The organism is Paenarthrobacter sp. 4246 (genome assembly GCF_040546855.1).
In the GTDB taxonomy this organism is placed as follows: Bacteria; Actinomycetota; Actinomycetes; order Actinomycetales; family Micrococcaceae; genus Arthrobacter.
Genome location: NZ_JBEPOP010000001.1, coordinates 588,778 through 612,026 on the forward strand (window position 1 = coordinate 588,778; position 23,249 = coordinate 612,026).

Below are 23,249 nucleotides of genomic sequence, written 5' to 3' on the forward strand. Positions count from 1 at the left end.
ACTATGCCCGCTCCGTGAGCGGTGGCAGCCCGAAAACACCCACGATGCGGGAGAGGCCCCTACTTACGGGTGCATTGACCTGGCGATACGGGGCTGTTGAGTCCTGAGGCCTGCGCTGCCACAGGCGACAGGTCTGCCATGGTGAGGGCGAAGCCAAGGGCGGCATCGGTGGTGGTCTTGGCGAAGATCAGCCCGGCCACCTCGCCCTGCATGGTCAGCAGCGGACCGCCGGAGTTGCCCGGCTGGACGTCACCGGCCAGCTTGTAGACCAGCTCCGGAGAGGGATTGTCGCCGTAGATGTCCGGGACAATGATGGTCGAAATTCCTTGGACGGTGGCCGGCTTTGATTGGAAAGGACCGCCGTGCGGGTACCCGGCAAAGGCCGCAGGGCTGCCTTCGGGCAGGTCGGCACTCATCGGCAGTGGGCTGGACTGCAGGCCGTCCACGGCCAGGACCGCGATGTCCCGCTGGGGGTCGAAGTACACCACCCGACCCGGCAACGCACCGCCGTCGGGAATTTCCACCACCGGCTGCGACACGCCCGCCACAACGTGCGCGTTGGTCACGACGCGCCCGGGCGAGACGACGAATCCGGAACCGGTCTGGTTCTGGCCACATTCAAAGGCCGTTCCCGCGATCTTGAGGACGGACTCGGCAGCCTGGTTCAGGGCAGGGGTGTCCGTTGAGGCGTTGGGGACGGGCACCGGAGTCACGGGACCGATGCCCTCGATGAGCTTGGGAATGCCGTCGCCGATCACCGTGGACCGCAACTGAGCCATGGTGCTCTTGACGGGCGTGGGAGTGATGGTGTCGATATACCGGATCACACGGGAGCCGGCCAGCTGCTGCGAAACAAAGGGCACACCCAGCGAACTGATGCTGAACGCCAGCATGGACATGACCAACGCCGCCACCACCACGCTCACCACGCCACCGATCAACCGGTCAACGGCGTGCAGCGGCTTGATCCGCACAGCGTGGCGAATTCTGCGCCCGATCATGGTTCCCAGCCCATGACCCAAAGCAATAAGCACGACGGCGGCACCCACCGTGGCGGTCAGCCTCCAACCGCTGTCAGTCACCCAGCCACTCACGAGCGGCACGGCAACGAACGCTGCGATGGCGCCAACCACGAATCCCGCAATTCCACCCAGCGTGACCATAAAGCCGTTGCGCAGGCCATAGATCAGGTAGGACAGCAGCATCAAGATCAATGCCAAATCCAATATCGTCAAGCCAAACACCAATGCTCCTCATAGCCGGGTAGCGCCAATTGTAGTTGCGGACCCTGACAACCAACCGTTAGTCACATCACCCGCAGCAGCCACCAAAAGCCGATTAAGTGCCGCCATTTGCGGTGTTCCGCGGCCGGAATCCGCGTCGTTTCAGCGTTTCACGTGCCAAGTACGTCACAGAAGCCTAAAAATTCTGAAACAATGGCCTGAGCGCCACGACCGAAACTTATATTCAGGAGATTTCATGGACATCGAGGTATTGCGCCGCGCACCCCTCTTCGCCACCCTTGACGACGACGCATTCCGCTTGCTGACGGACGAACTCACCGAGGTGGACCTTTCACGTGGGGCTTCGGTGTTCCGCGAAGGCGACCAGGGTGACCAGCTCTACTTCATCGTTTCCGGCAAGGTGAAGCTCGGCCGCACCTCCCCCGATGGCCGCGAGTCCCTGCTGGCCATCCTCGGCCCGGGCGAGCTTTTCGGCGAAATGGCGTTGTTCGACCCCAGCCCGCGTACCGCCACGGCTACCGCCGTTTCGGAGACCCGCCTGGCCGGCCTCAAGAACGAGAGCCTCAACGCATTGCTTCGCACGCGCCCCGAGGTTTCCGCGCAGCTGCTGCAGGCCCTGGCCCGCCGCCTCCGCCGCACCAACGACTCCCTGTCCGACCTCGTCTTCTCGGACGTCCCCGGCCGCGTTGCCAAGGCCCTCTTGGACCTGGCCGACCGCTTCGGCCGCCCGGCCACTGACGGCGTTCTGGTGGCCCACGAGCTCACGCAGGAAGAACTGGCCCAGCTGGTGGGCGCGTCCCGCGAAACCGTCAACAAGGCACTGGCCGAGTTCGTCCAGCGCGGTTGGCTCCGCCTGGAAGCCCGCGCCGTCGTGATTCTGGACATGCAGCGTCTTCGCCAGCGTTCGCGCTAAGCATCACATCAGAAAAGCCGCCCCGGTCGTGACCGGGGCGGCTTTTTTGTTCGACGTGAGAGACGGACCGGCTCAAGCCCTAGGGACGTGAGAGACGGACCGGCTCAAGCCCTAGGGACATGAGAGAGGATCCGCCCCAAACCCGAGGGATGTGAGAGAGGGTCGAAAAAAAGGGGCTAACGCTCGCGTTGGGGCTCTCCGGCGATAGTTCGTGCTGCCTCGACCTCGAGCATCAGGATTCCGCCCTCGTCCACGAGCCTGGCCTGGTACACATGCGCTTTGCGTTTGTAGCTCAGGTAGGCGATGCACCCATTGGAGGCGGCCATTTTCTCGAGCATGATCTCGGAGCCTGGGACCAAGAGCTGGCCGAGGGTGAGGCCCACCGTATTCGGCTGGCCAATCTCATCGCCGAGCGCCGGGGTCTCCCTGAGGGCGATCGCTTCGGCCGCAGTCACCCAGCGACCCCAAACTCCCTTGCTTTCCAGGATGCTGGGCTGCTGGTTCACGGGGACCGTAGCCGCGAAGTAACGCGTGTTGAAGCGGGTGTGGGCGAAGTCCGGACTGAGCCAGTTCACCAAGGGCTTGAGCAAGTCCGTCCGGAGGGAGAGCCCGCGCTTGGAGAGCATCTCCGTGAAGGACTTTTCCTGGGCCGCCACGGCTTCACGGGCCCGCATCCAATCCACCGTTGAGTTGGCCTCAACGGTGGAGGAAGCATCCGGTCCGGCAAGCAGCACACCGGTTTCTTCAAAGAGTTCGCGGATGGCGCCCACCACGTGACGGCGGGCGAGTCCGACGTCGTCCGTTCCCATGTGCTCAGCCCACTGCTGGGGCGTGGGGCCTACCCATCCGACGGGATCGTCGTCGGACGGGTCCAAAGATCCGCCCGGGAACGCGACAACGCCCAACGGCGAGGAACCGGGCCTGTAGCCAAGCCAGGTTTCCAAACCGGTGGGCGAGTCGCGCAAGAGCACAACGGACGATGCGTAGCGGGCGGCCCTGGGGGTCCGCTCGCCAAGCTCAAGCCAGTTTCGTGCTGCCCCTTCGAGTTCGGGAGGCAGTACAAACAGGCGGCGGGCAAGCTGCGGCAATTGGGTGAACCGGTTCCTTAGCTGAATTCAGCAATGAGCTCGACTTCAACAGGAGAGTCGAGCGGAAGGACAGAAACGCCGACGGCGGAGCGGGCGTGCTTGCCCGCGTCGCCAAGGACCTGGCCGAGGAGTTCGGACGCGCCGTTGATGACGCCGGGCTGGCCGGTGAACGTCGGTTCGGAAGAGACGAAGCCGACGACCTTCACGATGCGGGTGATGCGGTCGAGGTCGCCGATGACGCTCTTGACCGCTGCCAGGGCGTTGATGGCGCAGACGGCGGCGTAGCGCTTGGCGTCGTCGGGATCAACGGTAGGTTCGTCCGACGTGCCCAACTCACCGAGCGAGACCTTGCCCGTAGCTTCGAGTTTGCCGTTAATAAACGGCAGCTGTCCGGACGTGTAAACGTAGTTGCCGGAGACGATGGCCGGTACGTAGTCGGCAACGGGTGCGGCGACCTCGGGGAGGGTCAATCCGAGCTCCGCCAGGCGCTGCTCCACAGCGGACGTGGGGGCACCGGATTCCGCGGGAGACGTGGTTTCTGCGGGGGTTGTCATGGTTACTGCTTCTCCCTCTTCAGGTATGCAACAAGGCCTTTGCCATCGGGGCCACCGACGACCTGGACAAGCTCCCAGCCGTCTTCGCCCCACTGGTCCAGGATCTGCTTCGTGGCGTGAATAATGAGCGGAATCGTGGCGTACTCCCATTTGGTCATGACAGAAAGCCTAGCCCTTGCCGGTAAAGTGGAAAACATGGTGACTCGCAAGAACCCACTATTCGACACTGCCACCACCCTCGGAAAGATTTTAGGTTTCCTCGGTGTGAGCGCGATTTGTGGCGTCCTGGTGGCGGGCCTTTTGGTCCCCGCAGCCGCCGTTTCGGGCAGTGCCGCAAGTGGTTCAATACAGTTCTTTGACACTCTGCCGGCGGAGCTGCAGGTGGATCCGCCCAGCCAGAACACCACGATCCTGGCGAAGGACGGTACGCCGATCGCCTCGATCTACGCGGAGAACCGGACCAAGGTTCCGCTGGATTCGATGAGCCCGTTCATCAAGGACGCTGTCATCGCGATTGAGGACAGCCGTTTCTATGAGCACGGCGGTATCGACACCACGGGCATAATGCGAGCCATCGTCAGCACCGCCCGCGGCAACAAGCAGGGCGCGTCCACCATCACGCAGCAGTACGTGAACAACGTCATCAACGAGTCCCTGGTGGCGTCCGACCGCGAAGAAGACGTCAAGCTCAATGGTGGCGGCAAGGGCGTGGGCGACAAGCTCCGCGAAATGAAGCTCGCCATCGCCCTGGAGAAGAAGTTCTCCAAGGAGCAGATCCTTGAGGGCTACCTCAACATCGTCTTCTTCAACCGTGACGCTTACGGAATCGAAGCTGCCTCCAAGTTCTTCTTCAGCACCACCGCCAAGGACCTGACGCTTCCGCAGGCCGCGCTCCTGGCCGGCCTCGTGAACAGCCCCTCGGCCTTCGATCCCATCGCGAACCCGGACAGCGCGCAGAAGCGCCGCGACCTGGTGCTCGCTGCCATGGTGAACCAGGGCAAGATCACCCAGGCCGAGTACGACGAAGCCGTTGCTACGCCGGTCACCACCAAGGTCACCCCGGCCCGCCAGGGTTGCGCGTACGCCACCATGGCGCCGTACTTCTGTGATTACGTCCTTCACCTGCTCTTCAACAACCCGGCCTATGGCGACACCACCGAAGAGCGCGTCAAGCGCGTCCAGCGTGGCGGCCTCACCATCCAGACCACCCTTGATCCGACTGCCCAGACCGTGGCCCAGCAGCAGGTTGATGCCACGGCCGGCGCGAACCCGGACAAGTGGGGCGCGTCCATCACCTCGGTCCAGCCGGGTACGGGCCAGATCGTCAGCATGGCCCAGAACACCGTCTGGCTGCCCCAAGAGGGCAAGTTCGATCAGACTCAGAACTTCAACGTTGACGTACTGGACGCCAACGGCAACGACCTCAACGGCATTGGTGGCTTCCAGCCCGGCTCGACAATGAAACCCTTCACGTTCGCCCAGTGGTTGAACGAGGGCAAGTCGATGAACCAGAACGTCAACGCGAGCGTGCGCAGGTACGGTGTGAACTTCCCTTGGCGGAACACCTGCTCAACGCCCGTGAATGGTTTCTACGACAGGAACGTGGCCGGTAGCTTCGACCTCCAGAACTCGGATGAGGGGTACTACCGGAACATGACCGTCCTGTACGGCCTCATGAACTCCATCAACACGGCGACCTTCGCCTCGGCAGCCCAGGTTGACCTGTGTGGCATCCAGGGAATTGTGGACGCCACCGGTATTCACGGCGGACTCCCAAGCCGCGATGACACAGGCAAGGTCACCGACCCGAACCCCAAGGTCCCGATGACCACACTGTCCAACCTGATCGGCGCCACGCAGACTGCACCCTTGACCATGGCGGCTGCATTCGCGACTTTCGCCGCTGACGGCAAATACTGTGAGCCGATCGCCATCACGTCAGTGAAGGACCAGTCGGGCGCTGAACTCCCTGCCCAGTCCTCCAACTGCAAGGACGCGGTGAAGCCCGAGGTTGCCCGTGGCGTTGCCTACGCAATGCAGGAAGTCCTGAATGCCGGCTCGGGCTCACTGATCCGCCCATCGCTTTCGACGAAGGGCAACTTCCCGGTTGCGGCCAAGACGGGTACCAACGACTCCAACGGCTCCACCTGGGTGGTGGGTTACACCACCGGCCTGGCCACAGCCTCTTGGTTCGGTGATCCGCTGGACAACCAGCTCCGTCCGGGCCGAAATCTGACCGTCAACGGCAAGTTCTACCCCGCCATCGACGGTTACATGATTGCCGGTCCGCAGTTCACCAACTACATGTTGTCGGTTGCCCCGGCCTACGGCACCAACCCCTTCCCAGCCCCGCCGTCAAACCTGCTGGGCACGGCTGCCCCGCAGCGCAACAACACGCCGGCGCCGTCCAATCCGAACCCCGCCCCGCCGTCCAACAACGGAGATAGCGGCAACGGGAACAATGGCAATAACGGCAACGGCAACAACGACAAGGACTAAGCGTGTCCTTCCGTGATTCACTGGCAAACCGCGTCCGCACCGTCGGGCGCGGTTTCGCCGTCACTACAGCTCTCGGTGCAACAGCAGGCGCAGCAGCAGCCGCCTATGGCTGGTGGGAGAAGGACCAGTTTGAGGTCCGGCACGAAACCCTGCCGATCCTCCCTGAGGGCTCAGCGCCGTTCCGGGTCCTGCACCTGAGTGACATCCACTTCATACCCGGTCAAGACAAGAAGGCCCTGTGGCTCGAGTCCCTGGCTGAGCTGAAGCCCGACCTCGTGGTCAATACGGGCGACAACCTGAGCCACGCGAAGGCCATCGATCCCCTGATCCAGGCCCTGCGTCCGCTGCTGGAGTTTCCCGGCGTTTTCGTTCCGGGCTCCAACGACTACTACGCTCCACGGATCAAGAATCCGGCCGGCTACTTTCGTGGACCGTCGAGGCACAAAAAAGACCCCATTAAGCTCGATTGGCCAAAGCTCCGCTCAGCGTTCGGCATGGGTGGCTGGATCGACCTCACCAACCGTGCCCAGTCCGTGGTGCTCAACGGGCTCCGCTTCGATTTCTCCGGAGTCGACGACCCGCACCTCAAAAGGGAACGCTACGCCGGCTGGCCCCGCGGCACCGTAAACCAGGATGCACGACCGCATCTGAAGGTCGGCGTCATTCACGCTCCGTACCAGCGCGTGCTGGACCACTTCACCGAGGCTGGAGCAGACCTCATCCTCGCCGGCCACACGCACGGCGGCCAGATCTGCATCCCCGGCTACGGCGCCCTCGTCTCCAATTGCGATCTCCCGACCTGGCGCGCCAAGGGCCTGCACGATTGGGAAAGCAAGGAATTCACGACGCCGGTGAACGTCTCCGGCGGCATCGGCACCTCGCGCTTCGCGCCAGTCCGGATCGCCTGCCGCCCGGAAGCTGTACTGCTCACCCTCACGGCACGCAGCTAACGTCGCGGGATCATTACGATCCCCAATAACTGGGTCAAACATTTCACCAACGTTGCGTGGGCCTGTGAAACGAATCACGCCATGACATAGGGTAGTTGCTACGGGAAACTACCTCCGCACCATCTGAAGATCCAGCTGTTGAGAAGCGGGCATGTCCAAGCAAACGTCATTTTTCACCTCCGTCGGCCGCCTGTACCCTCATGTGCGGCCCATCCTCCCCCGCCTGTTCATGGGCCTGATCTGCGCCTTGCTCGCGAGCATTGTTGCACTGACGATTCCGCAGGTACTGCGGGTCCTCGTCAACAACTCTTTGCAGCCGGGCGGTTCCACGGACGCAGTCTGGATCGCCGCCGTCGTGATTCTTGCGTTGGGTGTGGCTGAAGCCGGTCTGGTGGCTTTGCGTCGGCAGTTCGTCATCAACCCGGCCACCACCGTTGAAACCAGGATGCGAGTGACCTTGTACGGTCACCTGCAGCAGCTCACTGTGGCGTTCCACGACCGCTGGGGTTCGGGCCAACTGCTCTCGCGCGCCATGACGGACTTGAGCTTCCTGCGCCGCTGGATGGCGTTTGGCGCGATCATGCTGGTGGTCACCACGCTGACGGTGATCATCGGCGTCGGCGTGATGTTCTCCATGAGCTGGCAGCTGGCGCTTATTTTCCTGGGCGCGGCCGTGCCGATCATGATCAATTCCTTCCGCTTCCGCCGCCGCTTCAGCCTGGTAACCCGCCTCAGCCAGGACCAGGCCGGCGACCTCGCCACCACCGTGGAGGAATCCGTCCATGGCATCCGCGTCCTGAAGGCTTTCGGCCGGAGCCGCGAAGCACTGGAGAACTTCAACGGCCAGGCCGAGGAACTCCGTCAGACCGAGATCGCGAAGGCCAAGCAGCAAGCCGGCTTCACCTTGGTGGTCACGCTGCTCCCGGAATTGGCGCTGGGCGTCGGGTTGGTGGTGGGCATCATGCTCGCAGCCAGCGGGGAGTTGAGCATAGGCTCGCTGGTGGCTTTCTTCGCCACGGCTGCAGTAGTGGCCACACCAGTGGAATTTTCCGGCATGCTCCTTGCCATGGCACTGACCGCAAAGACCGCCCTGGACCGCCACTTCGAGGTTATGGACACCGAGAACACCATCACCTCGCCGGACCAGGCCGCGGTGCCGGAAACGGTGAAGGGCGCCTTGCGTTTTGAGCGCGCGGGTTTCGGGTTCGACGACGGCGGTTCGCTCCTGCACGACCTCACCCTGGATATCCGTCCCGGCGAGACGATGGCCCTGGTGGGCATCACCGGCAGCGGCAAGAGTGCCATGCTCCAACTGGTCCCCCGCCTGTACGACGTGACCGAGGGCGCCGTGACCATCGACGGCGCGGATGTCCGCGACTACGACATTGACGAGCTTCGCAGGATCGTCGCCGTGGCCTTCGAGGACACCACGCTGTTCTCCAGCTCTGTGCGGGACAACGTCCTCCTGGGCGCTCCGGATCCCAGCGACGCCGCCCTGGATGAAGCCCTGGACGTAGCGCAGGCCCAGTTTGCCTACTCGTTGCCCGACGGCGTGGACACGCTCATCGGCGAAGAAGGCTTGAGCCTGTCCGGCGGCCAGCGCCAGCGCATTGCCTTGGCCCGGGCGATCGCCGCCAAGCCGAAGGTCCTGGTGCTTGATGATCCCCTGTCCGCTTTGGACGTGAACACCGAGGAACGAGTGGAGGCCCGTTTGCGGGAGGTCCTGCGCGAGACCACCACGTTGATCGTCGCGCACCGCCCATCCACTGTGGCGTTGGCGGACCGGGTGGCGTTGCTCGAAAACGGAACCATCACCGCCGTCGGGACCCATACGGAACTGCTGGCCGACAACCACCACTACCGCTACGTCATCGCCAGCCTGGACACCGGTCCCAAAGACCTGGACACCGAGCTGGACGAGCTCGAAGAAGCAGAGGAGGCCCGCCGGTGAGTGCCGCAACGTTTGGAACCGCCAACGAGGACAACACGCTCCTCACTAAAGCAGACAGCAAAGCCGTACGACGCCGGTCGCTCACCTTGCTTGCCTCGCTCATCCGCCCGGTGCGGTTGCGTTTCTGGCTGACCATTGTGATGGTGGTGGTCTCCCAACTCACTCGCGTTGCCGGGCCGGCGCTGATCGCTTTTGGCATCGACAACGCCCTTCCTGCCCTGCAGTCTGGGGACAACGGACCCCTGGTGCTGGCGGGTTCTTTGTACTTGGCGGCCGCGATTGCCACCGCAGGGATGACGGCACTCTACGTGACCTCCACTGCCCGGCTGAGCCAGGCCATGCTCTTGGACCTCCGGCTGCGCGTCTTCCGGCACACCCAGCGGCTGAGCCTGGAATTCCACGAGAAGTACACGTCCGGGCGCATCATTGCCCGACAGACCTCTGACCTGGAGGCGCTCCGCGAACTCCTGGATTCCGGTGTCAGTTCCCTGGCGTCCGGCATGCTGTTCATGCTCTTCACGGCCGTTACTGTCTTCGCGCTCGATTGGCGCAGCGGATTGATCATGCTGGCTGCGGGCGTCCCCATGTTCTTCCTGGCCCGGTGGTACCAAAAGCACTCGCAAATCGCGTTCCGCGAATCCCGGGTGGTGTCTGCCAGGTTGATCGTCCACTTTGTGGAGACCATGACCGGCATCCGCGCTGTGAAGGCCTTCCGCAAGGAGCCCGAAAACGCTGACCGCTACGGCGAGCTGGCCGAGGATTACCGCAAGAACACCGTCCGCTCCATCAACCTGAACGGCATCTTCCAGCCGGGCTTGGTGCTGATCGGCAATGTTTGCGTGGCCGTGGTTCTGCTGTTTGGTGGATTCCGGGTGCTGAGTGGCGACCTCGCCGTCGGCGTCCTGCTGGCCCTCATCCTGTCCACCAAGCGGTTCTTCCAGCCGGTGGACCAGATGGCGATGTTCTACAACTCCTTCCAGAGCGCCCAGGCAGCACTGGAAAAGGTATCCGGGCTCCTCGAGGAAGTTCCCACGGTCCGTCCGCCCAAGAACCCGGTGCCGTTGAAGAGTTCCCGGGGTGAGATTGATTTCAAGGGCGTGGAGTTCGGTTACAGCGACGGCAAGCTGGTTGTTCCCACGATGGATCTGCACATCCCGGCTGGACAGACAATCGCGCTGGTGGGACAGACAGGCGCCGGCAAGTCGACGTTGGCCAAGCTCGTGGCACGTTTCTACGACGTCACGTCCGGCTCGATCACTCTGGATGGGGTGGATCTCAGGGACTTGTCCACCACCGACCTCCGACGCGCCGTGGTGATGGTGACCCAGGAAGCGTTCCTCTTCAGCGGCTCCGTGGCGGACAACATCGCGTTGGGCCGGCCTGAGGCTTCGCGGGCCGAGATCGAGGCCGCTGCGGCCGCTGTGGGAGCCCACGAGTTCATCACCAGCCTGCCCGAGGGCTACGACACGGACGTCAACAAGCGCGGTGGGCGTGTGTCCTCAGGCCAGCGCCAGCTCATTGGTTTCGCCCGGGCCTTCCTGGCCGCACCGGCCGTACTGATCCTTGACGAAGCAACGTCCTCCCTGGACATTCCATCCGAGCGGATGGTCCAGCAGGGGCTCGCCCAGCTCCTGGAAGGCGTAGCCGGCGGGAACTCCGCCCGCACAGCGATCATCATCGCCCACCGCCTCTCCACAGTGGAGACAGCCGACAGAGTTCTGGTGGTCCACGATGGCCGCATCGTGGAGGACGGAACGCCCGCCGAGTTGATCAGTGGAGGCGGCCGGTTTGCCCAGCTGCACGGGGCCTGGCGGGACTCCCTGGTGTAGCTTCTTTTTGGACGGCAGCTGTGAGGAGCGACACCCGTTCCTCGATTTCGCATCACGGGACGTTTCGGCTATTCTTGAACAGTTGCTTTCGCAGCGGATCGGGATGTAGCGCAGCTTGGTAGCGCGCTTCGTTCGGGACGAAGAGGTCGCAGGTTCAAATCCTGTCATCCCGACCAAAACAAAGAGGGTCTTCCAGTTGGAAGGCCCTCTTTTGTGTTCCCGCTGCCCCTGCGAAAGGTGCAAAAGAAAACCCCGGAGCATCGCTCGTCACGCTCCGGGGTTTTCTTTTACTACAATTGATTTACATCGGGTCCGGCCAGTTGCCGATGGACATCGGTGTGTACGTGGTGTCCGTTGACTTGGTCGGCGCCGCTACGCGCATAGGATCGGGCCAGTTGCCGATAGCACTGACAGTGCTGGAATCTACTGCGGGAGCAGCAGAGACCACACCGGGAGCCGCGACTGCGAACGTCAGTGCGCCCGCCACGGCCACTGAAGCAATGATTTTCTTGAACATGATGTAGTACCCCAATGCGAGTCGGATTCGTTACGGAAATTGCACGGTCCCTGTTGACATACATTGTAAAATGTTTTCCACAGAGACTGTCAAGGTTTTGGTCAAAAGACACCTGTAGGAGGGACCCGTGGGAAACGGATTCGGCGAGAAGCTACGTGCCGAACGGCTCGAACGTGGGTTAACGCAGGCTGAGCTCGGCAAAAACCTGTATTCACCCAGCTACATTTCGCTGCTCGAGACCGGCCGCCGCGAACCAACGGCTGAGGTCATCGAAGAACTGGCACGCCGGCTTGAGCTCGCGCCCAAAGCCCTGGAAGCGTGGAGCCAACCCGTTTCCGTCAGCGACGCCGAATACGTCCTCGCCGGTCTGTATGCCCGCCAAGCCTGGGACCTCCGCGACTACCAACTCGCCGCCAGCCACGCCGCCACAGCCGCGCAAATCGCCCTCGAGGCCAAAAACAACAGCGCCTGGTGGAACATGACGTACATGCAGGCCGAGTGCGTGATGAAACAAGGCCAGCTGAAGGAATGCCAGCAAATCGTTGAGCACCTCCTGGAACACCCCATGGCCACGGAATCCGCCGGCCTGGGAGTCCGCGCCTGGCAGATGCTTGCCGCGGTGTGTCACGGGCAAGGCCAGCTGGCCACCGCCGTCGAGCATGCAAAGCAAGCAGTCAAGCTCAGCGAGCAGCTGCCCAAAGGGTCCACGCTCATCATCGGCGCGCACCGCGCGCTGATCGGTGCCCTTGCCGAGAGCGGCAAGCTGGATGAGGCCTGGGAGTACTGCCTGGCCATGATCGAGCACATGGACGAGCACTCCATGTCCCAACTCGCAGGCGAGGTGGCCTGGGTGGTGGGCAACGTGGCCTTCATGCGCCATGACTATGTGGAGGGCATCAAGCACCACGAGCGCGCAGCCAAGCTCCTCTCCCCCGCCAACGACATTGAATTGTGGGCCCGGTTCAACAAGGCCTCCGCAGCGGTCCGTCTGTCATCGGGGATCGTGGAACCGGAAACCCTCTCCGCCATCGAGCGTGCGGAACTCGCGTTGTCCATTGTGGGCGGAAACAAGACCGATCAGTTGGAGGTCGCCTTCATCCGAGCCCGCTGGCTGTACTTGACCGGTGACATTCCGGCCGCCGTCGACAAACTCCGCGAAATCCACGCAGACCGTAAGGTCCTGGCCAGGCACACGGCCGGCGAAGTCTCGCTGTTGCTCGGCAAGTCGCTGAAAGCAGCAGGCGAAGCCGCAGAGGCGCTCCTATTCCTGGAAGAGGCCCAGCACGACTTCAGCGCTGCCGGAGCCTCAGACAGGGTCCAACAGGCCATGGACGCAGTTCTGGAGATCCGACTGGCCGAGCGCCGTGCCGCCAAGGAACACTCGGGAGCATAACCAGCCCAACGCAAAACTGCCCCGCACCAGACGGTCCGGGGCAGTTTGCGTTAACCTAGGCGAACGTGCGGCCTGTGAGCTTCTCGTAAGCCTCCACATAGCGGGCACGGGTGCGCTCTATGACCTCGGCAGGCAGGGCCGGTGGCGGTGTGTCGGAGGACTTGTCCCAGCCTGACTCGGCGGACGTCAGCCAGTCGCGGACGTACTGCTTGTCATAGGAGGGCTGCGACTTGCCCGGCGCGTAGGTGGACGCGTCCCAGAACCGCGAAGAATCCGGGGTGAGGACTTCGTCGCCCAGCGTGATGATGCCAGTAGCTGCATCAATGCCGAACTCCACCTTGGTGTCGGCCAGGATGATGCCACGTTCGCGGGCGATTTCCTCGGCGCGGGTGTAGATCTTCAGGGTCAGTTCACTGAGGCGGGCTGCGATGTCGTCGCCCACCATGGCCACGACGTCGTCGTAGGTGATGTTGACGTCGTGTTCGCCCACCTCGGCCTTGGCCGACGGCGTGAACAGTGCCTTGTCCAGGCGTGAACCGTCCACCAAGCCTTCAGGCAACGGGATCTCGCAGACCGTGCCGTGTTCCTTGTACTCCACCAGGCCGGAGCCAGTGAGGTAGCCGCGGGCAATGCACTCCACCGGGAACATATCCAGCTTCTTGCAGATCATGGCCCGGCCCTCGACGGCGGCAGGAACGCCACCCTCAACCGTGGACGCCAACACGTGGTGCTCAACGTCCAACTGGTCGAACCACCACAGGCTCAGCTGCGTCAGGACGCGACCCTTATCCGGGATCTCGCTGCTCAGGACATGGTCGTAGGCGCTGATGCGGTCGCTGGCCACAACCAGGACGCATTCCTGGCCGATCTTTTCCGTGATGGCTTCGTCGGCCGGGACATAAAGATCGCGCACCTTGCCGGAGTAGACGTGCGTCCAGCCCGGAAGTTCCAGCGTTTCGGTTTCGAAGCCGCCCTCCGGAAGAAAATCAGTCATGCTCAGGCCTGCACTTTCGGGATGGTTCCAGTGGCCGTGTGCGGCACGCGGATTTCGCCGCGGGCGGCCTTGCCACCGATGTCCGTGCGGAACTGTGAGCCTTCAAGCTGAACCAGCTCCACGCCGTCGTACGCTTTTTCGCGCGCTTCCACCAGATCGGAACCAAGCGCGACAACCGCAAGGACGCGGCCGCCTGCGGAGACCACCTTGCCTTCATCATCCAGCTTGGTGCCGGCGTGGACCACGTGCACGCCGTCCAACTCGTCAACCTTCTTCAGGCCGCGGATACGGTCGCCGGTACGGGGCGCGTCAGGATAGTTTTCGGCGGCCACGACGACGGCGACTGCCGTGTCCTTGGACCAGCGCAGCTCCTCGGCGGTGTCCAGTTCGCCCTTGGCAGCTGCCAGCAGCAGCGCACCGAGCGGCGTCTTGAGGCGGGCCAGGACAGCCTGCGTCTCGGGATCGCCGAAGCGGACGTTGAACTCGATGACGCGCGTGCCGCGCGAGGTCAGGGCGAGTCCGCAGTACAGCACGCCGACGAAGGGGGTGCCACGGCGGGCCATCTCGTCCACGGTGGGCTGCGCCACGCGGTCGATGACTTCCTGGACCAACCCTGCGGGAGCCCACTCAAGCGGGGTGTACGCGCCCATGCCGCCCGTGTTGGGGCCTTCGTCGTTATCGAAGATGCGCTTGAAGTCCTGCGCCGGGGACAACGGAACGGTGGTGCGGCCGTCGCAGAGGACGAACAGGGAAACCTCGGGGCCGTCAAGGAATTCCTCGATGACCACGGTTCCACCGGCGTCGAAGCACGCTTGGGCGTGTGCCAGGGCTTCGGCGCGGTCCTTGGTGACCACCACGCCCTTGCCGGCGGCCAGGCCGTCGTCCTTAACTACGTGCGGCGCGCCGAACGTGTCCAAGGCGTCAGCAGCTTCCTCGGCGTTGGTGGCCACGCGGGCCATGGCCGTGGGGACGTTGGCTTCGGCCATGATCTGCTTGGCGAAAGCCTTGGAAGCCTCCAACTGGGCAGCTTCCTTGCTGGGACCGAACACCGGAATGCCGGCTTCGCGGACGGCGTCGGACACACCGGCAGCCAGCGGCGCCTCGGGTCCTACGACAACCAGGTCCACGCCCAGCTTGGTGGCGAGGGCAGACACGGCTTCCGGGTTGTTCCCATCAATCGCATGAGTGGGAACGAGTTTGCTGATGCCCGCGTTGCCCGGGGCCGCGTGGACCTCGGAAACGTTGGGATCTTCAAGCAGAGAGCGGACAATGGCGTGTTCGCGGCCGCCTGGGCCAATGACGAGTACCTTCACAGTCCTCAAGGGTACTTTGTGAAGGGCGCGCGGCCTAAGCTGTGTCATTCACCGGACCTTGCTGCGCCCTAGACTTGGCTTATGCCCATGAGTTCGCATGAAACGTTCAGCGTTGAGTCCGCGGTGGAACTGGCAGTGATCGAACGAAGTGGCTTTATAGAGTCCCGGCACATCGGCGCGGCCGTTGTTCTCGCCGGCGACGGCTCGGTGGTCACCCGTCTCGGTGACATCGATGCCCCCATCCTCGCCCGCTCCACTCTCAAGCCCTTCCAGGCCCTGGCCTCCATGCAGTCCGGCGTGCCCCTGCGTGGCGCACAGGTTGCTGTTGCCTGCGGCAGCCACACCGGGTCCCTGGATCACATGGACGTTGTGGAGGGAATGCTCAAAGCGGCGGGAGTGAAAGAAGAGAACCTCCAGTGCCCCACCGCCTGGCCGCAGGACGAGACTGCCCGAAACTGGCTGGTCCGGTCGGAGCGGGGCCAGTCCAAGCTGGCCTTCAACTGCTCCGGCAAGCACGCCGCTTTCCTGTGGGCCTGCACCGAAAACGGCTGGGACCTCCGTAGCTACCTTGAGCCGAACCACCCGCTCCAACAGAGGGTCCGGTCCGTCATTGAGGAATACAGCGGCGAAACCATCTCCCATCTGGGGATCGACGGGTGCGGCGCCCCCGTCGCCGCCATCTCGCTGACCGGCCTTGCCCGCGCCTACTCCCGCTTGGCCAAATCGCCCGGCGATTCCTCCTCCAACGCCCGGGCCGCCACCATCGCCACCTCCATGCTGGACTACCCCTGGGCCGTCCAAGGAACGGGCGAGTCCAACACCATCGTCATGGAAGAACTTGAGGTCCTGGCCAAAATCGGCGCCGAGGGCATTTTGGTCCTGGCCACGTCCACCGGCGCAACGGTGGCAGTGAAGATGCTGGACGGGAACCTCCGCGCCACGTCCCTGGTGGGGCTCACCCTGCTGGCCGTGAGCGGCGCCGTGGACATCCCGGCCGTCTCCAACGTCCTTGAACGAGTAGTGGAGCCCATCCTCGGAGGCGGACGCACCGTGGGCAAAATCCGGCTGGGCCACGCCGTCTCGGCCCTGCTCGACTAGTACTTCTGAGGAGAAAACGCATGGCCGTTGCACGACGCCGCGTCAACATTGAGGAAGGCCGCGCCGCGCTGGGAGCCTGGCGGGCCGCCGTCGAACCTTCCGGCACCGCTGGTTCGCCGGGTGCCGCCGCCGGGGCACCGCCGTCGCGCTCGTTAATTGCGACGGCGGTCCGCTACTCCCTGGAGGAAGTCACCGCCCGCGCGCCCGGCAATTCGGTGGAGGTCCGGGTGCCGCCGTTCGGCGTCACCCAATGCGTGGAGGGTCCGCGGCACACGCGCGGCACTCCCCCGAACGTGATCGAGTGCGACGCCGCCACTTGGCTTTCGTTGGTGACCGGCAGCCTTTCGTGGGCGGACGCTGTTTCAACCCACCGGGTGACCGCGTCCGGCTTGCGCGCGGACCTCTCCGAGATGCTTCCCCTCTAGGGAGTTTTTGTACAGCCAATGCCCCTAAGACCGTGTCTTAGGGGCATTGGCTGTACAAAAACTATCCGGTTTACTCAGGTTAGTCCGGGCAGACCGGGGTTGTTGTCTTGCCGGGTTTGCTCATCTCGAACTGAGGGATCTTGTCCTCCGTCGGTCCGCCGCCGAACTTGGGCGAGGGATCGCGGCCGTCGCTGATGCGCTCCAGTTCCTGTTCCTCGAACACTTCTTCCTTGCCGAGCATGATGGCCGAATCATGGTTGGTGATTTCGCCATTGAAGGCGCGGAGCATGACGCTGCGATCAAACTGGCCTTCCCACTTGGCTACCACGAACGTTGCCACGCAGTTGCCCAGCAGGTTGACCACAACACGCATTGAGTCCATGAGGCGGTCGGCTCCGAGGAGGAGTGCGACGCCGGCTACCGGGAAGATGCCGAGGGCCGCAGCTGTTGCAGAGAGGGCCAGGAAGGATGAGCCCGGGACGCCCGCCATGCCCTTGGAGGTCAGGAGCAGCACGCCGAGGGCAGCCAACTGCTGGCCGAGGTCAAGGTTGTGGCCGAACGCCTGGGCCAGGAACAGCAGCGATATGGAGAGGTAGATCGCGGCGCCATCGAGGTTGAAGGAGTAGCCCGTGGGAACTACCAGGCCGGTAGTGGCACGCGAGCAACCCGCATTGGTCAGCTTGGTCATGATGCGCGGCATCACGGCTTCGGTGGAAGCCGTACCGAGCGCCAGCAGGAACTCTTCACGGGTGTACTTGAGGAAGGACCAGAGCGGTACGCGGGCGAAGCCCCACGCCACCAGGAACAGCAAGCCGATGAAGATGATGGCTGCGCCGTAGCACGCAGCTATCAGGAGTCCGTAGGTGCTGAGCGTGCCCAGTCCGTACTGGCCGATGATGAATGCCATGGCACCGAAGGCACCAATGGGGGCCACTTTCATGATCCAGGACATGATCTTGAAAATCAGTTCCAGGACGGTGTCCATAAGGCTGATGACCGGCATGCACCTTTCACGGCCGATGACCACAATTGCGGCGCCAAAGAAGACCGAGAAGAACAAGACCTGAAGCAGGCTGTTGTTGGCGAACGCACCAATCACGCTGACCGGAATGACGTCCAGCAGGAACGCCGCGGCATCCTTGGGCGGCGCGTTCCCGGTTTTGGCGTTGAGGGCGTCCTGGGACAGCGTGGCGGGATCGATGTTCAGTCCGGCACCCGGCTGAACGATGTTGCCAACAATGAGTCCGAAGACCAGGGCAAAGAGTGTGGCGCCAGTGAAGTAGAGGAGGGCTTTGACCCCGACCCTTCCGACCGCCTTGACGTCGCCCACTGCCGAGATGCCCGTAACGATCACGAGGAAAATCAGCGGGGCAATGATCATTTTGATGAGTTGAATGAATCCATCACCCAGTGGCCGAAGGGCGGACCCAATGGTCGGCCAAAAATGACCGATGAGTACACCTGCGACGACGGCGATCAGGATTTGAAAAAAGAGCGACTGGTACAGCCGCTTTTTCTTCTGCGGGGCCGAACTCGCCTTCAGCGCCGCGGGGTCTGGGATCTTCATTGATCTGAACCAATCAGTTTGGGAACAGCCCCACATTTTGGGGGGATATTTTCAATGTAATCCTGCTCACATCATTCCGCAAGGGGGAAATGAGTTTCCATATTGTGGAAGTCACATTTGGTTTCTTGTACAGGTGATGACCCTAAGGACGAACCATGGGGGCATCAGCTGTACAAAATCTCAGCCAGTCCATCCCTGTTTGCGGAGCCCTTGGGATACCCGGGCCGCCACCCACTTCCTGCCATGCCTCATGTCGATCTTGTTGATTTTTATCTGCCGCCAGCCAGCCTCTGACACGCGCTGATCCCGATAGGCATCCAGTGCCTGCTGCTCTGGCAATAGATGATGAGGGCCCTCGTACTCGAGGCAGATCCGATACTCCGGACACCCCAAGTCAGTCCACACCGGTTTTCCAAGCGCATCGTCCACCCGGCAGTTTGGAACGAATGCAGGAAGCCCGGCGTCTTCAAGGCAGAGCCGGAGCTTGGTTTCCGGCGGAGAATCAACGCCCACACGAAGCGACTCCAACGCGACGCGAGCCTTGCGAACCCCATGAACTCCTTTGGCTGTCTCAACGAAACTCTTGAGGGCTTGAAGGGAAACAAGCGCCACCTTGGGAGGGCCGAAGGTGCGGCTGTGCTCGCTGATGATGGCGTCCCCGACCACGATCAAGTCGTCCATCGGCAACATCGTGGCCAAATCCACCCAGGTTCGTGCCACAGACGTGAGGACAACCCCGTCCAGTTCTGTGAGATCACCGTCCCTCAAGGTCAACCGATGGCCAGCCACTCCCCTCCGCCGAGGCAACGATCCATCCCTTGGCCGCGAGAGATGGATAAATCGTCCCGGCTCCCGAAAATGAGGACCGCTCTTTGGTCCCCAGGGAATTGGTTCGACGACGGCGGTCACCGGCCCGCCGTCGTCGGGACTGAACTGCGCCCAAGAGGGCAGCGGCAATCCCAGCACCTCAGCGGCACTGATGTGGCTCAAGAAGTCACCCTGATGAAGATCAAGGTGGGGCCGGGCAACCTCCAGCAACGTCTGCGTCCGCTGCGGCACGCGGAGTCCCCGGCTGGGCACCATTAGGTCCGATGCCCGCAGCCTCTTTGGGGCAACTCCAAATTCCGCAGCCGCAGCCAGAGTAAAGGATTGGTCAGAAAGAGCCGGGGGGAGGGAGGACAACGGGCGCATGCCCCATTGAGTCACAACGGCTGAGGCGAGAAAGAGTTATCCACAAGCCAGCTCCCCCAGTCCGGATGTTTTGTACAGCTAATGCCCGGAAAGGGCGGTTTTGAGGGCGTTATGTGTACAAAAACTCGCTAGCCGCGGCCCACGAACGGCATGCCGGCAGCCGTCACCACCACGGAACCAACACTGGCCGACGCCGGCATGTTGGCCATCATCAGCACGGCCCGGGCGGCGTCGTCCACGGGGAACATGGGCTCCACCTTGCGGCTGCCGTCGGCCTGCAGCGCCCCGGATCCAACGCCGATGGTGTCCATGATTTCGGTGCGGGTATTGCCGATGTCGATCTGCCCGCAGGTGATGCCGAACTCCCTGCCGTCGAGCTCGATGCTCTTGGTCAGGCCCGTCATCGCGTGCTTGGTCACGGTATAGGCCACGGACCTGGGCCTCGGTGAATGCGCTGAGATGGAGCCGTTATTGATGATCCGGCCACCCTGCGGTTCCTGGGATTTCATGGTCCGCACGGCTTCGGCGGCACACAGCATGGACCCGGTCACGTTGACCTGCAGGGTCGCATTCCAGTCATCCACACTGATCTCGCCAACGTCTCCGGCGGGCCCAAAGATCCCTGCGTTGTTAAACAGCACATCAACCCGGCCCCAGCGCTGGCGGACCTCCGCGAAAAGACGCGCGACGTCGTCGGGTGCTGTCACGTCGCAAGGAACCGCAAGCGCCTCCGGATGGTCGCCCGCGGTCTCCAGCAGTTGCGCCTCACGACGCCCGGCCAGCGCAACGCGGTAGCCCTCGGCGAGCATCTGCCGGGCAACTGCCCGACCGATACCCGAACCTGCCCCGGTCACGACGGCGACCCTCGGGTTGGTGGGCGGGCTGGAGTCAGTCATATGGTTGCCTTTCGGGAAATGCGGGTGGCAGCGTCAGCGCGCGGCTTGGGTTGCTGCCGGCTGTGTTGAGGTCGGTTGGGCTGAGGTTATCGGCCAGCCTATGACAGTCTTCGGACGCGGCGTGGCATATGTCCTGACCTTGGACGTGGACAGGCCAAGGCGGACCAGGGACTCGGCAATGGTGACCGCCGCCGCCACACCGTCCACTACGGGGACGCCGGTGCGCTGGCGGATCTCCTCGTCGAGTCCGGCCATGCCGCCACAGCCAAGGACGATCACCTCGGCTTTGTCGGCCTGGACTGCCTGCTCGGCCTGGCCAACGATCGCCTCCACAGCACGCTCCGGGGATTCCTCGAGTTCCAGCACGGCCATGCCACTGGCCCTCACAGAAGCGCAGCGCGCATCCAGGCCGGCGAGCTTGAGGCGATCCTCGATGAGCGGAACCGCGCGGTCCAGCGTGGTGACCACCGAATACTTGTGGCCCAGGAACATCGCGGTGCTGGCTGCGGCCTCGGTGATATCGACCACCGGGACATCCAGGAGTTCCTGAAGGCCTTCTCTGCCGTGCTCGCCATAGCCGGCCTGGATCACGGCGTCGAAAGGCTCGGGGTAGTTGACCACGGCATCCATGACGGCGATCGCGGCGAGATAGCTCTCAAAGTTTCCCTCGCAGGAGTCGGCGCCGAAACGTGGGGTGATGCCGATGATCTCGGTGCCGGGAGCGGCTGCCGCGCGGGCCTGGGCTGCGATGGAGTCTGTCATGGACTGGGTGGTGTTGACGTTTGCGACAAGGATGCGCATGGGGTTTCCTCTCAATGGCAACGCCCGTCCCCTGCCGGCTGATCTGGATCCGGGAGGACGGGCGAGGCCTTGACGTTTGGTGAGTCAGTGGGTGCTGGCGACGGCGATCGGCTCGCCGGAGACGTCCTCGTGGACCTGCTTCCTGTCCGCGACTGCGAAGTACGTCAGTGCGGCGACGCCGGCTCCGATGAACCAGGCGAACGGTGCAGCTGCTGCCAGCCCGGGAATGAAGGCGATCGCAATGGCGAGGCCGGCTGCCGGGAGCATGGCAATGATCGCTTTCGGATTCACACCGCGCTTGTAGAAATAGGCACCCTTGGGATCCTCGGTGTAAAGCTCAGGGACGTTGACCTTCCCGCGGCGGACCAGCCAGTAATCGGCCATGACCACACCGAACAACGGGCCGAGCAAGGCCCCAAGGCCACCCAGGAAGTACACGATCACGATCGGGTTGTTATAGAGGTTCCACGGCAGGATGACCAGGCCGATGGTGCCGCTGACCCACGCCGCCTTGCGGAAGTTCAGGTGGCGCGGGAAGAGGTTGGTCAGTGCGTAGACCGGAGCCACGAAGTTGGCCATCAGGTTCACCGCGATGGTCAGGATCAGCAGGGCAAGGCAAGCCAGGACCAACAGAAGCGTATTGGGGATGCTCTCCACAATGTCCGAGGGACTCTCAATGACAGTGCCGTTGATCTTGTACTGACCGCCGGCCATCACCACAACGATTGCGCCGAAGAGGAGCATGTTGATCGGGATGCCCCAGAAGTTGCCCTTGACGATCGACTTCTTGGAAGCCGAAGAACGCGTGAAGTCGCAGAAGTTCAGGACGAACGTTCCGTAGATGGAAACCCACAGTGCACCACCGGCAAAAATGGTGAGCCACATTTCGGTGCCTTCCAGGCCCTTGATGCCGCTCCACTGGATGGCTCCGCCTGCTTCAATGAACACCCACACCGCGATCGCAGCCATGGTCACCAGGATGATGGGTCCGGCAAAGGCCTCGTACTTACGGATCATTTCCATGCCGAAGCTAACGATGACCAACTGCACAATCCACAGTGCCACGAAGGAGAACCAGCCCAGGGTGGAGAGGCCGAGGATGGAGTTGCTGTCCAGGTCCTTCAGTCCGGGGGCCATGGCCACCAGCATGACGCGGAGGACCACCGAAGCCAGGTAGGTCTGGATGCCGAACCACGCCACGGCAACGGCGCCGCGGACCAGGCTGGCAATCTGTGCTCCGCGGATGCCGAAGCTGATGCGGCTCATGACCGGGAAGGGAACGCCGGTCTTCTCGCCCATGAACCCCGAGAAGTTCAGGAGGGCGAAGAGGAGGATGGCACCGATTCCGAGGGCCACCAGAATCTGCCAACCGCCCAAACCAAGGGAGAACAGGCCGATGGCGAAGGCGTAGTTACCCAGGCTGTGGACGTCATTGGCCCAGAGGGTAAAGATGCTGTAGCTGGTCCACTTGCGGCCCTTGGCCTTGGTGGGAGCGAGGTCGATGTTGTAAAGACTGGGGCTGATGGTACGGCCTGATGCTTCGGAAGCAATGGCGCAGAGGTCAGTGTTGCCCACGACCGGGTGGTTGGGGCCACCTGCGTCCTTGTCTCCCGGAGTCTCAGTGACGCCGACTGATGAAGTCGTCTGCATCGTGGATCTCCACTTCGTACTGATTCCACAATGCGGAATCTAGTTATTGAATAGTGAAAGCACTCTATGACTCAGGTCACGTAACGTCAAGGGTTGCGGGTGTATGCAGGGTCACATTCGGTTGCTTGGGCAAAGGTTTCCCAGTTGACTGATTCGGATACGCAATCCGTGTTGACGCTGCCCATCAGCAGACGTAATCTCGAATTGCAGAATTTTATTCTCACAATACGAAATTCCTTGAGCGCCCCCACAGAGCAAGCGCCCAGACATTCAATGAAGAGAGGTTGGACGTGGCTGCAGGAGAAGAGACCTCACACATCCTCAGCGGGTTGACTGCCCAGCTGCCTGATCGTGATCCGGAAGAGACCGCGGAGTG

The 23,249-nt window shown here is 62.8% G+C and carries 21 protein-coding genes and 1 tRNA gene; 10 read left to right on the forward strand and 12 right to left on the reverse strand.

Annotation, left to right across the window (positions count from 1 at the left end):
* Nucleotides 1–59 precede the first annotated feature (59 nt).
* Nucleotides 60–1,244, reverse strand: coding sequence for a MarP family serine protease (locus ABIE35_RS02690; RefSeq protein ID WP_354512314.1), 1,185 nt, complete (start codon nucleotides 1,242–1,244; stop codon nucleotides 60–62).
* A gap of 235 nt (nucleotides 1,245–1,479) precedes the next feature.
* Here ABIE35_RS02690 and ABIE35_RS02695 point away from each other — a divergent pair, with 235 nt between their 5' ends.
* Nucleotides 1,480–2,157 carry a Crp/Fnr family transcriptional regulator gene (locus ABIE35_RS02695; protein ID WP_011775987.1) on the forward strand — a complete coding sequence of 226 codons (678 nt, stop codon included), beginning with the start codon at nucleotides 1,480–1,482 and terminating at the stop codon, nucleotides 2,155–2,157.
* Nucleotides 2,158–2,333: 176 nt separating this feature from the next.
* On the opposite strand, the gene ABIE35_RS02700 is transcribed toward ABIE35_RS02695, so the two are convergent.
* From ABIE35_RS02700 to sp36, 3 genes are read right to left on the reverse strand one after another with little or no spacing between them, the layout of a single operon-like run.
* On the reverse strand, nucleotides 2,334–3,245 hold the full coding sequence (locus ABIE35_RS02700) for an NUDIX hydrolase (protein ID WP_354512315.1): 912 nt from the start codon (nucleotides 3,243–3,245) through the stop codon (nucleotides 2,334–2,336).
* Between the two features lie 17 nt (nucleotides 3,246–3,262).
* Nucleotides 3,263–3,799 carry a RidA family protein gene (locus tag ABIE35_RS02705; protein ID WP_354512316.1) on the reverse strand — a complete coding sequence of 179 codons (537 nt, stop codon included), beginning with the start codon at nucleotides 3,797–3,799 and terminating at the stop codon, nucleotides 3,263–3,265.
* A gap of 2 nt (nucleotides 3,800–3,801) precedes the next feature.
* Nucleotides 3,802–3,957: a Sp36 family protein gene (gene sp36, locus ABIE35_RS02710; RefSeq protein ID WP_011775990.1), complete on the reverse strand. Its 156-nt coding sequence runs from the start codon at nucleotides 3,955–3,957 to the stop codon at nucleotides 3,802–3,804.
* 37 nt (nucleotides 3,958–3,994) lie between these two features.
* On the opposite strand from sp36, the gene ABIE35_RS02715 reads away from it, so the two are divergent.
* From ABIE35_RS02715 to ABIE35_RS02735, 5 genes are all read left to right on the forward strand, one after another.
* Nucleotides 3,995–6,298, forward strand: a complete 2,304-nt coding sequence (locus tag ABIE35_RS02715; protein WP_354512317.1) for a transglycosylase domain-containing protein — start codon at nucleotides 3,995–3,997, stop codon at nucleotides 6,296–6,298.
* Nucleotides 6,299–6,300: 2 nt separating this feature from the next.
* Complete coding sequence (locus ABIE35_RS02720) at nucleotides 6,301–7,248, forward strand: metallophosphoesterase (RefSeq protein WP_354512318.1); 948 nt, start codon at nucleotides 6,301–6,303, stop codon at nucleotides 7,246–7,248.
* A gap of 151 nt (nucleotides 7,249–7,399) precedes the next feature.
* Entirely contained in the window at nucleotides 7,400–9,199 is a 1,800-nt protein-coding gene (locus tag ABIE35_RS02725) for an ABC transporter ATP-binding protein (protein WP_354512319.1), read from the forward strand.
* Entirely contained in the window at nucleotides 9,196–11,028 is a 1,833-nt protein-coding gene (locus ABIE35_RS02730) for an ABC transporter ATP-binding protein (protein ID WP_354512320.1), read from the forward strand. The genes ABIE35_RS02725 and ABIE35_RS02730 overlap by 4 nt, the downstream gene beginning before the upstream one ends.
* Nucleotides 11,029–11,127: 99 nt before the next feature.
* A tRNA-Pro gene (locus ABIE35_RS02735) sits at nucleotides 11,128–11,204 on the forward strand.
* A 125-nt stretch (nucleotides 11,205–11,329) separates the two neighbouring features.
* On the opposite strand, the gene ABIE35_RS02740 is transcribed toward ABIE35_RS02735, so the two are convergent.
* Complete coding sequence (locus ABIE35_RS02740) at nucleotides 11,330–11,545, reverse strand: hypothetical protein (protein WP_354512321.1); 216 nt, start codon at nucleotides 11,543–11,545, stop codon at nucleotides 11,330–11,332.
* Between the two features lie 127 nt (nucleotides 11,546–11,672).
* On the opposite strand from ABIE35_RS02740, the gene ABIE35_RS02745 reads away from it, so the two are divergent.
* Entirely contained in the window at nucleotides 11,673–12,938 is a 1,266-nt protein-coding gene (locus tag ABIE35_RS02745; RefSeq protein WP_354512322.1) for a helix-turn-helix domain-containing protein, read from the forward strand.
* Between the two features lie 55 nt (nucleotides 12,939–12,993).
* On the opposite strand, the gene ABIE35_RS02750 is transcribed toward ABIE35_RS02745, so the two are convergent.
* Together ABIE35_RS02750 and purD are read right to left on the reverse strand one after the other, a co-directional pair.
* A complete protein-coding gene (locus ABIE35_RS02750) occupies nucleotides 12,994–13,932 on the reverse strand; it encodes a phosphoribosylaminoimidazolesuccinocarboxamide synthase (protein WP_354512323.1) in 939 nt (312 codons plus the stop codon).
* A gap of 2 nt (nucleotides 13,933–13,934) precedes the next feature.
* The gene (gene purD, locus ABIE35_RS02755) at nucleotides 13,935–15,293 is read right to left on the reverse strand and encodes a phosphoribosylamine--glycine ligase (RefSeq protein WP_354512324.1); all 1,359 of its coding nucleotides are present in this window, start codon (nucleotides 15,291–15,293) and stop codon (nucleotides 13,935–13,937) included.
* A 33-nt stretch (nucleotides 15,294–15,326) separates the two neighbouring features.
* On the opposite strand from purD, the gene ABIE35_RS02760 reads away from it, so the two are divergent.
* Together ABIE35_RS02760 and ABIE35_RS02765 are read left to right on the forward strand one after the other, a co-directional pair.
* Nucleotides 15,327–16,343: an asparaginase gene (locus ABIE35_RS02760; RefSeq protein ID WP_354512325.1), complete on the forward strand. Its 1,017-nt coding sequence runs from the start codon at nucleotides 15,327–15,329 to the stop codon at nucleotides 16,341–16,343.
* 20 nt (nucleotides 16,344–16,363) lie between these two features.
* A complete protein-coding gene (locus tag ABIE35_RS02765) occupies nucleotides 16,364–16,768 on the forward strand; it encodes a sterol carrier family protein (protein WP_354512326.1) in 405 nt (134 codons plus the stop codon).
* A gap of 79 nt (nucleotides 16,769–16,847) precedes the next feature.
* On the opposite strand, the gene ABIE35_RS02770 is transcribed toward ABIE35_RS02765, so the two are convergent.
* Together ABIE35_RS02770 and ABIE35_RS02775 are read right to left on the reverse strand one after the other, a co-directional pair.
* Nucleotides 16,848–18,335 carry a cation:dicarboxylate symporter family transporter gene (locus ABIE35_RS02770; protein ID WP_354512327.1) on the reverse strand — a complete coding sequence of 496 codons (1,488 nt, stop codon included), beginning with the start codon at nucleotides 18,333–18,335 and terminating at the stop codon, nucleotides 16,848–16,850.
* A 180-nt stretch (nucleotides 18,336–18,515) separates the two neighbouring features.
* Nucleotides 18,516–19,016, reverse strand: coding sequence for an endonuclease domain-containing protein (locus ABIE35_RS02775; protein WP_354512328.1), 501 nt, complete (start codon nucleotides 19,014–19,016; stop codon nucleotides 18,516–18,518).
* Nucleotides 19,017–19,193: 177 nt separating this feature from the next.
* Between ABIE35_RS02775 and ABIE35_RS02780 the strand changes: the two genes are divergently transcribed.
* Nucleotides 19,194–19,421: a hypothetical protein gene (locus tag ABIE35_RS02780; protein ID WP_354512329.1), complete on the forward strand. Its 228-nt coding sequence runs from the start codon at nucleotides 19,194–19,196 to the stop codon at nucleotides 19,419–19,421.
* A 233-nt stretch (nucleotides 19,422–19,654) separates the two neighbouring features.
* Here ABIE35_RS02780 and ABIE35_RS02785 read toward each other — a convergent pair whose 3' ends face one another.
* From ABIE35_RS02785 to ABIE35_RS02795, 3 genes are all read right to left on the reverse strand, one after another.
* Nucleotides 19,655–20,422 carry an SDR family oxidoreductase gene (locus tag ABIE35_RS02785; protein WP_354512330.1) on the reverse strand — a complete coding sequence of 256 codons (768 nt, stop codon included), beginning with the start codon at nucleotides 20,420–20,422 and terminating at the stop codon, nucleotides 19,655–19,657.
* A gap of 33 nt (nucleotides 20,423–20,455) precedes the next feature.
* Nucleotides 20,456–21,223, reverse strand: coding sequence for an aspartate/glutamate racemase family protein (locus ABIE35_RS02790; protein ID WP_354512331.1), 768 nt, complete (start codon nucleotides 21,221–21,223; stop codon nucleotides 20,456–20,458).
* A gap of 84 nt (nucleotides 21,224–21,307) precedes the next feature.
* A complete protein-coding gene (locus ABIE35_RS02795; RefSeq protein ID WP_354512332.1) occupies nucleotides 21,308–22,873 on the reverse strand; it encodes an NCS1 family nucleobase:cation symporter-1 in 1,566 nt (521 codons plus the stop codon).
* Between the last annotated feature and the right edge of the window lie 376 nt (nucleotides 22,874–23,249).

Excerpts from the sequence above, each read along its gene's own strand:
- ABIE35_RS02695 (WP_011775987.1), top strand. The coding sequence starts at position 1,480 with ATGGACATCGAGGTATTGCGCCGCGCACCCCTCTTCGCCACCCTTGAC.
- ABIE35_RS02705 (WP_354512316.1), bottom strand. The coding sequence starts at position 3,799 with ATGACAACCCCCGCAGAAACCACGTCTCCCGCGGAATCCGGTGCCCCC.
- sp36 (WP_011775990.1), bottom strand. The coding sequence starts at position 3,957 with ATGACCAAATGGGAGTACGCCACGATTCCGCTCATTATTCACGCCACG.
- ABIE35_RS02715 (WP_354512317.1), top strand. The coding sequence starts at position 3,995 with ATGGTGACTCGCAAGAACCCACTATTCGACACTGCCACCACCCTCGGA.
- ABIE35_RS02725 (WP_354512319.1), top strand. The coding sequence starts at position 7,400 with ATGTCCAAGCAAACGTCATTTTTCACCTCCGTCGGCCGCCTGTACCCT.
- ABIE35_RS02740 (WP_354512321.1), bottom strand. The coding sequence starts at position 11,545 with ATGTTCAAGAAAATCATTGCTTCAGTGGCCGTGGCGGGCGCACTGACG.
- ABIE35_RS02750 (WP_354512323.1), bottom strand. The coding sequence starts at position 13,932 with ATGACTGATTTTCTTCCGGAGGGCGGCTTCGAAACCGAAACGCTGGAA.
- purD (WP_354512324.1), bottom strand. The coding sequence starts at position 15,293 with ATGACACAGCTTAGGCCGCGCGCCCTTCACAAAGTACCCTTGAGGACT.
- ABIE35_RS02760 (WP_354512325.1), top strand. The coding sequence starts at position 15,327 with ATGCCCATGAGTTCGCATGAAACGTTCAGCGTTGAGTCCGCGGTGGAA.
- ABIE35_RS02765 (WP_354512326.1), top strand. The coding sequence starts at position 16,364 with ATGGCCGTTGCACGACGCCGCGTCAACATTGAGGAAGGCCGCGCCGCG.
- ABIE35_RS02770 (WP_354512327.1), bottom strand. The coding sequence starts at position 18,335 with ATGAAGATCCCAGACCCCGCGGCGCTGAAGGCGAGTTCGGCCCCGCAG.
- ABIE35_RS02775 (WP_354512328.1), bottom strand. The coding sequence starts at position 19,016 with ATGGACGACTTGATCGTGGTCGGGGACGCCATCATCAGCGAGCACAGC.
- ABIE35_RS02780 (WP_354512329.1), top strand. The coding sequence starts at position 19,194 with ATGAGGACCGCTCTTTGGTCCCCAGGGAATTGGTTCGACGACGGCGGT.
- ABIE35_RS02785 (WP_354512330.1), bottom strand. The coding sequence starts at position 20,422 with ATGACTGACTCCAGCCCGCCCACCAACCCGAGGGTCGCCGTCGTGACC.
- ABIE35_RS02790 (WP_354512331.1), bottom strand. The coding sequence starts at position 21,223 with ATGCGCATCCTTGTCGCAAACGTCAACACCACCCAGTCCATGACAGAC.
- ABIE35_RS02795 (WP_354512332.1), bottom strand. The coding sequence starts at position 22,873 with ATGCAGACGACTTCATCAGTCGGCGTCACTGAGACTCCGGGAGACAAG.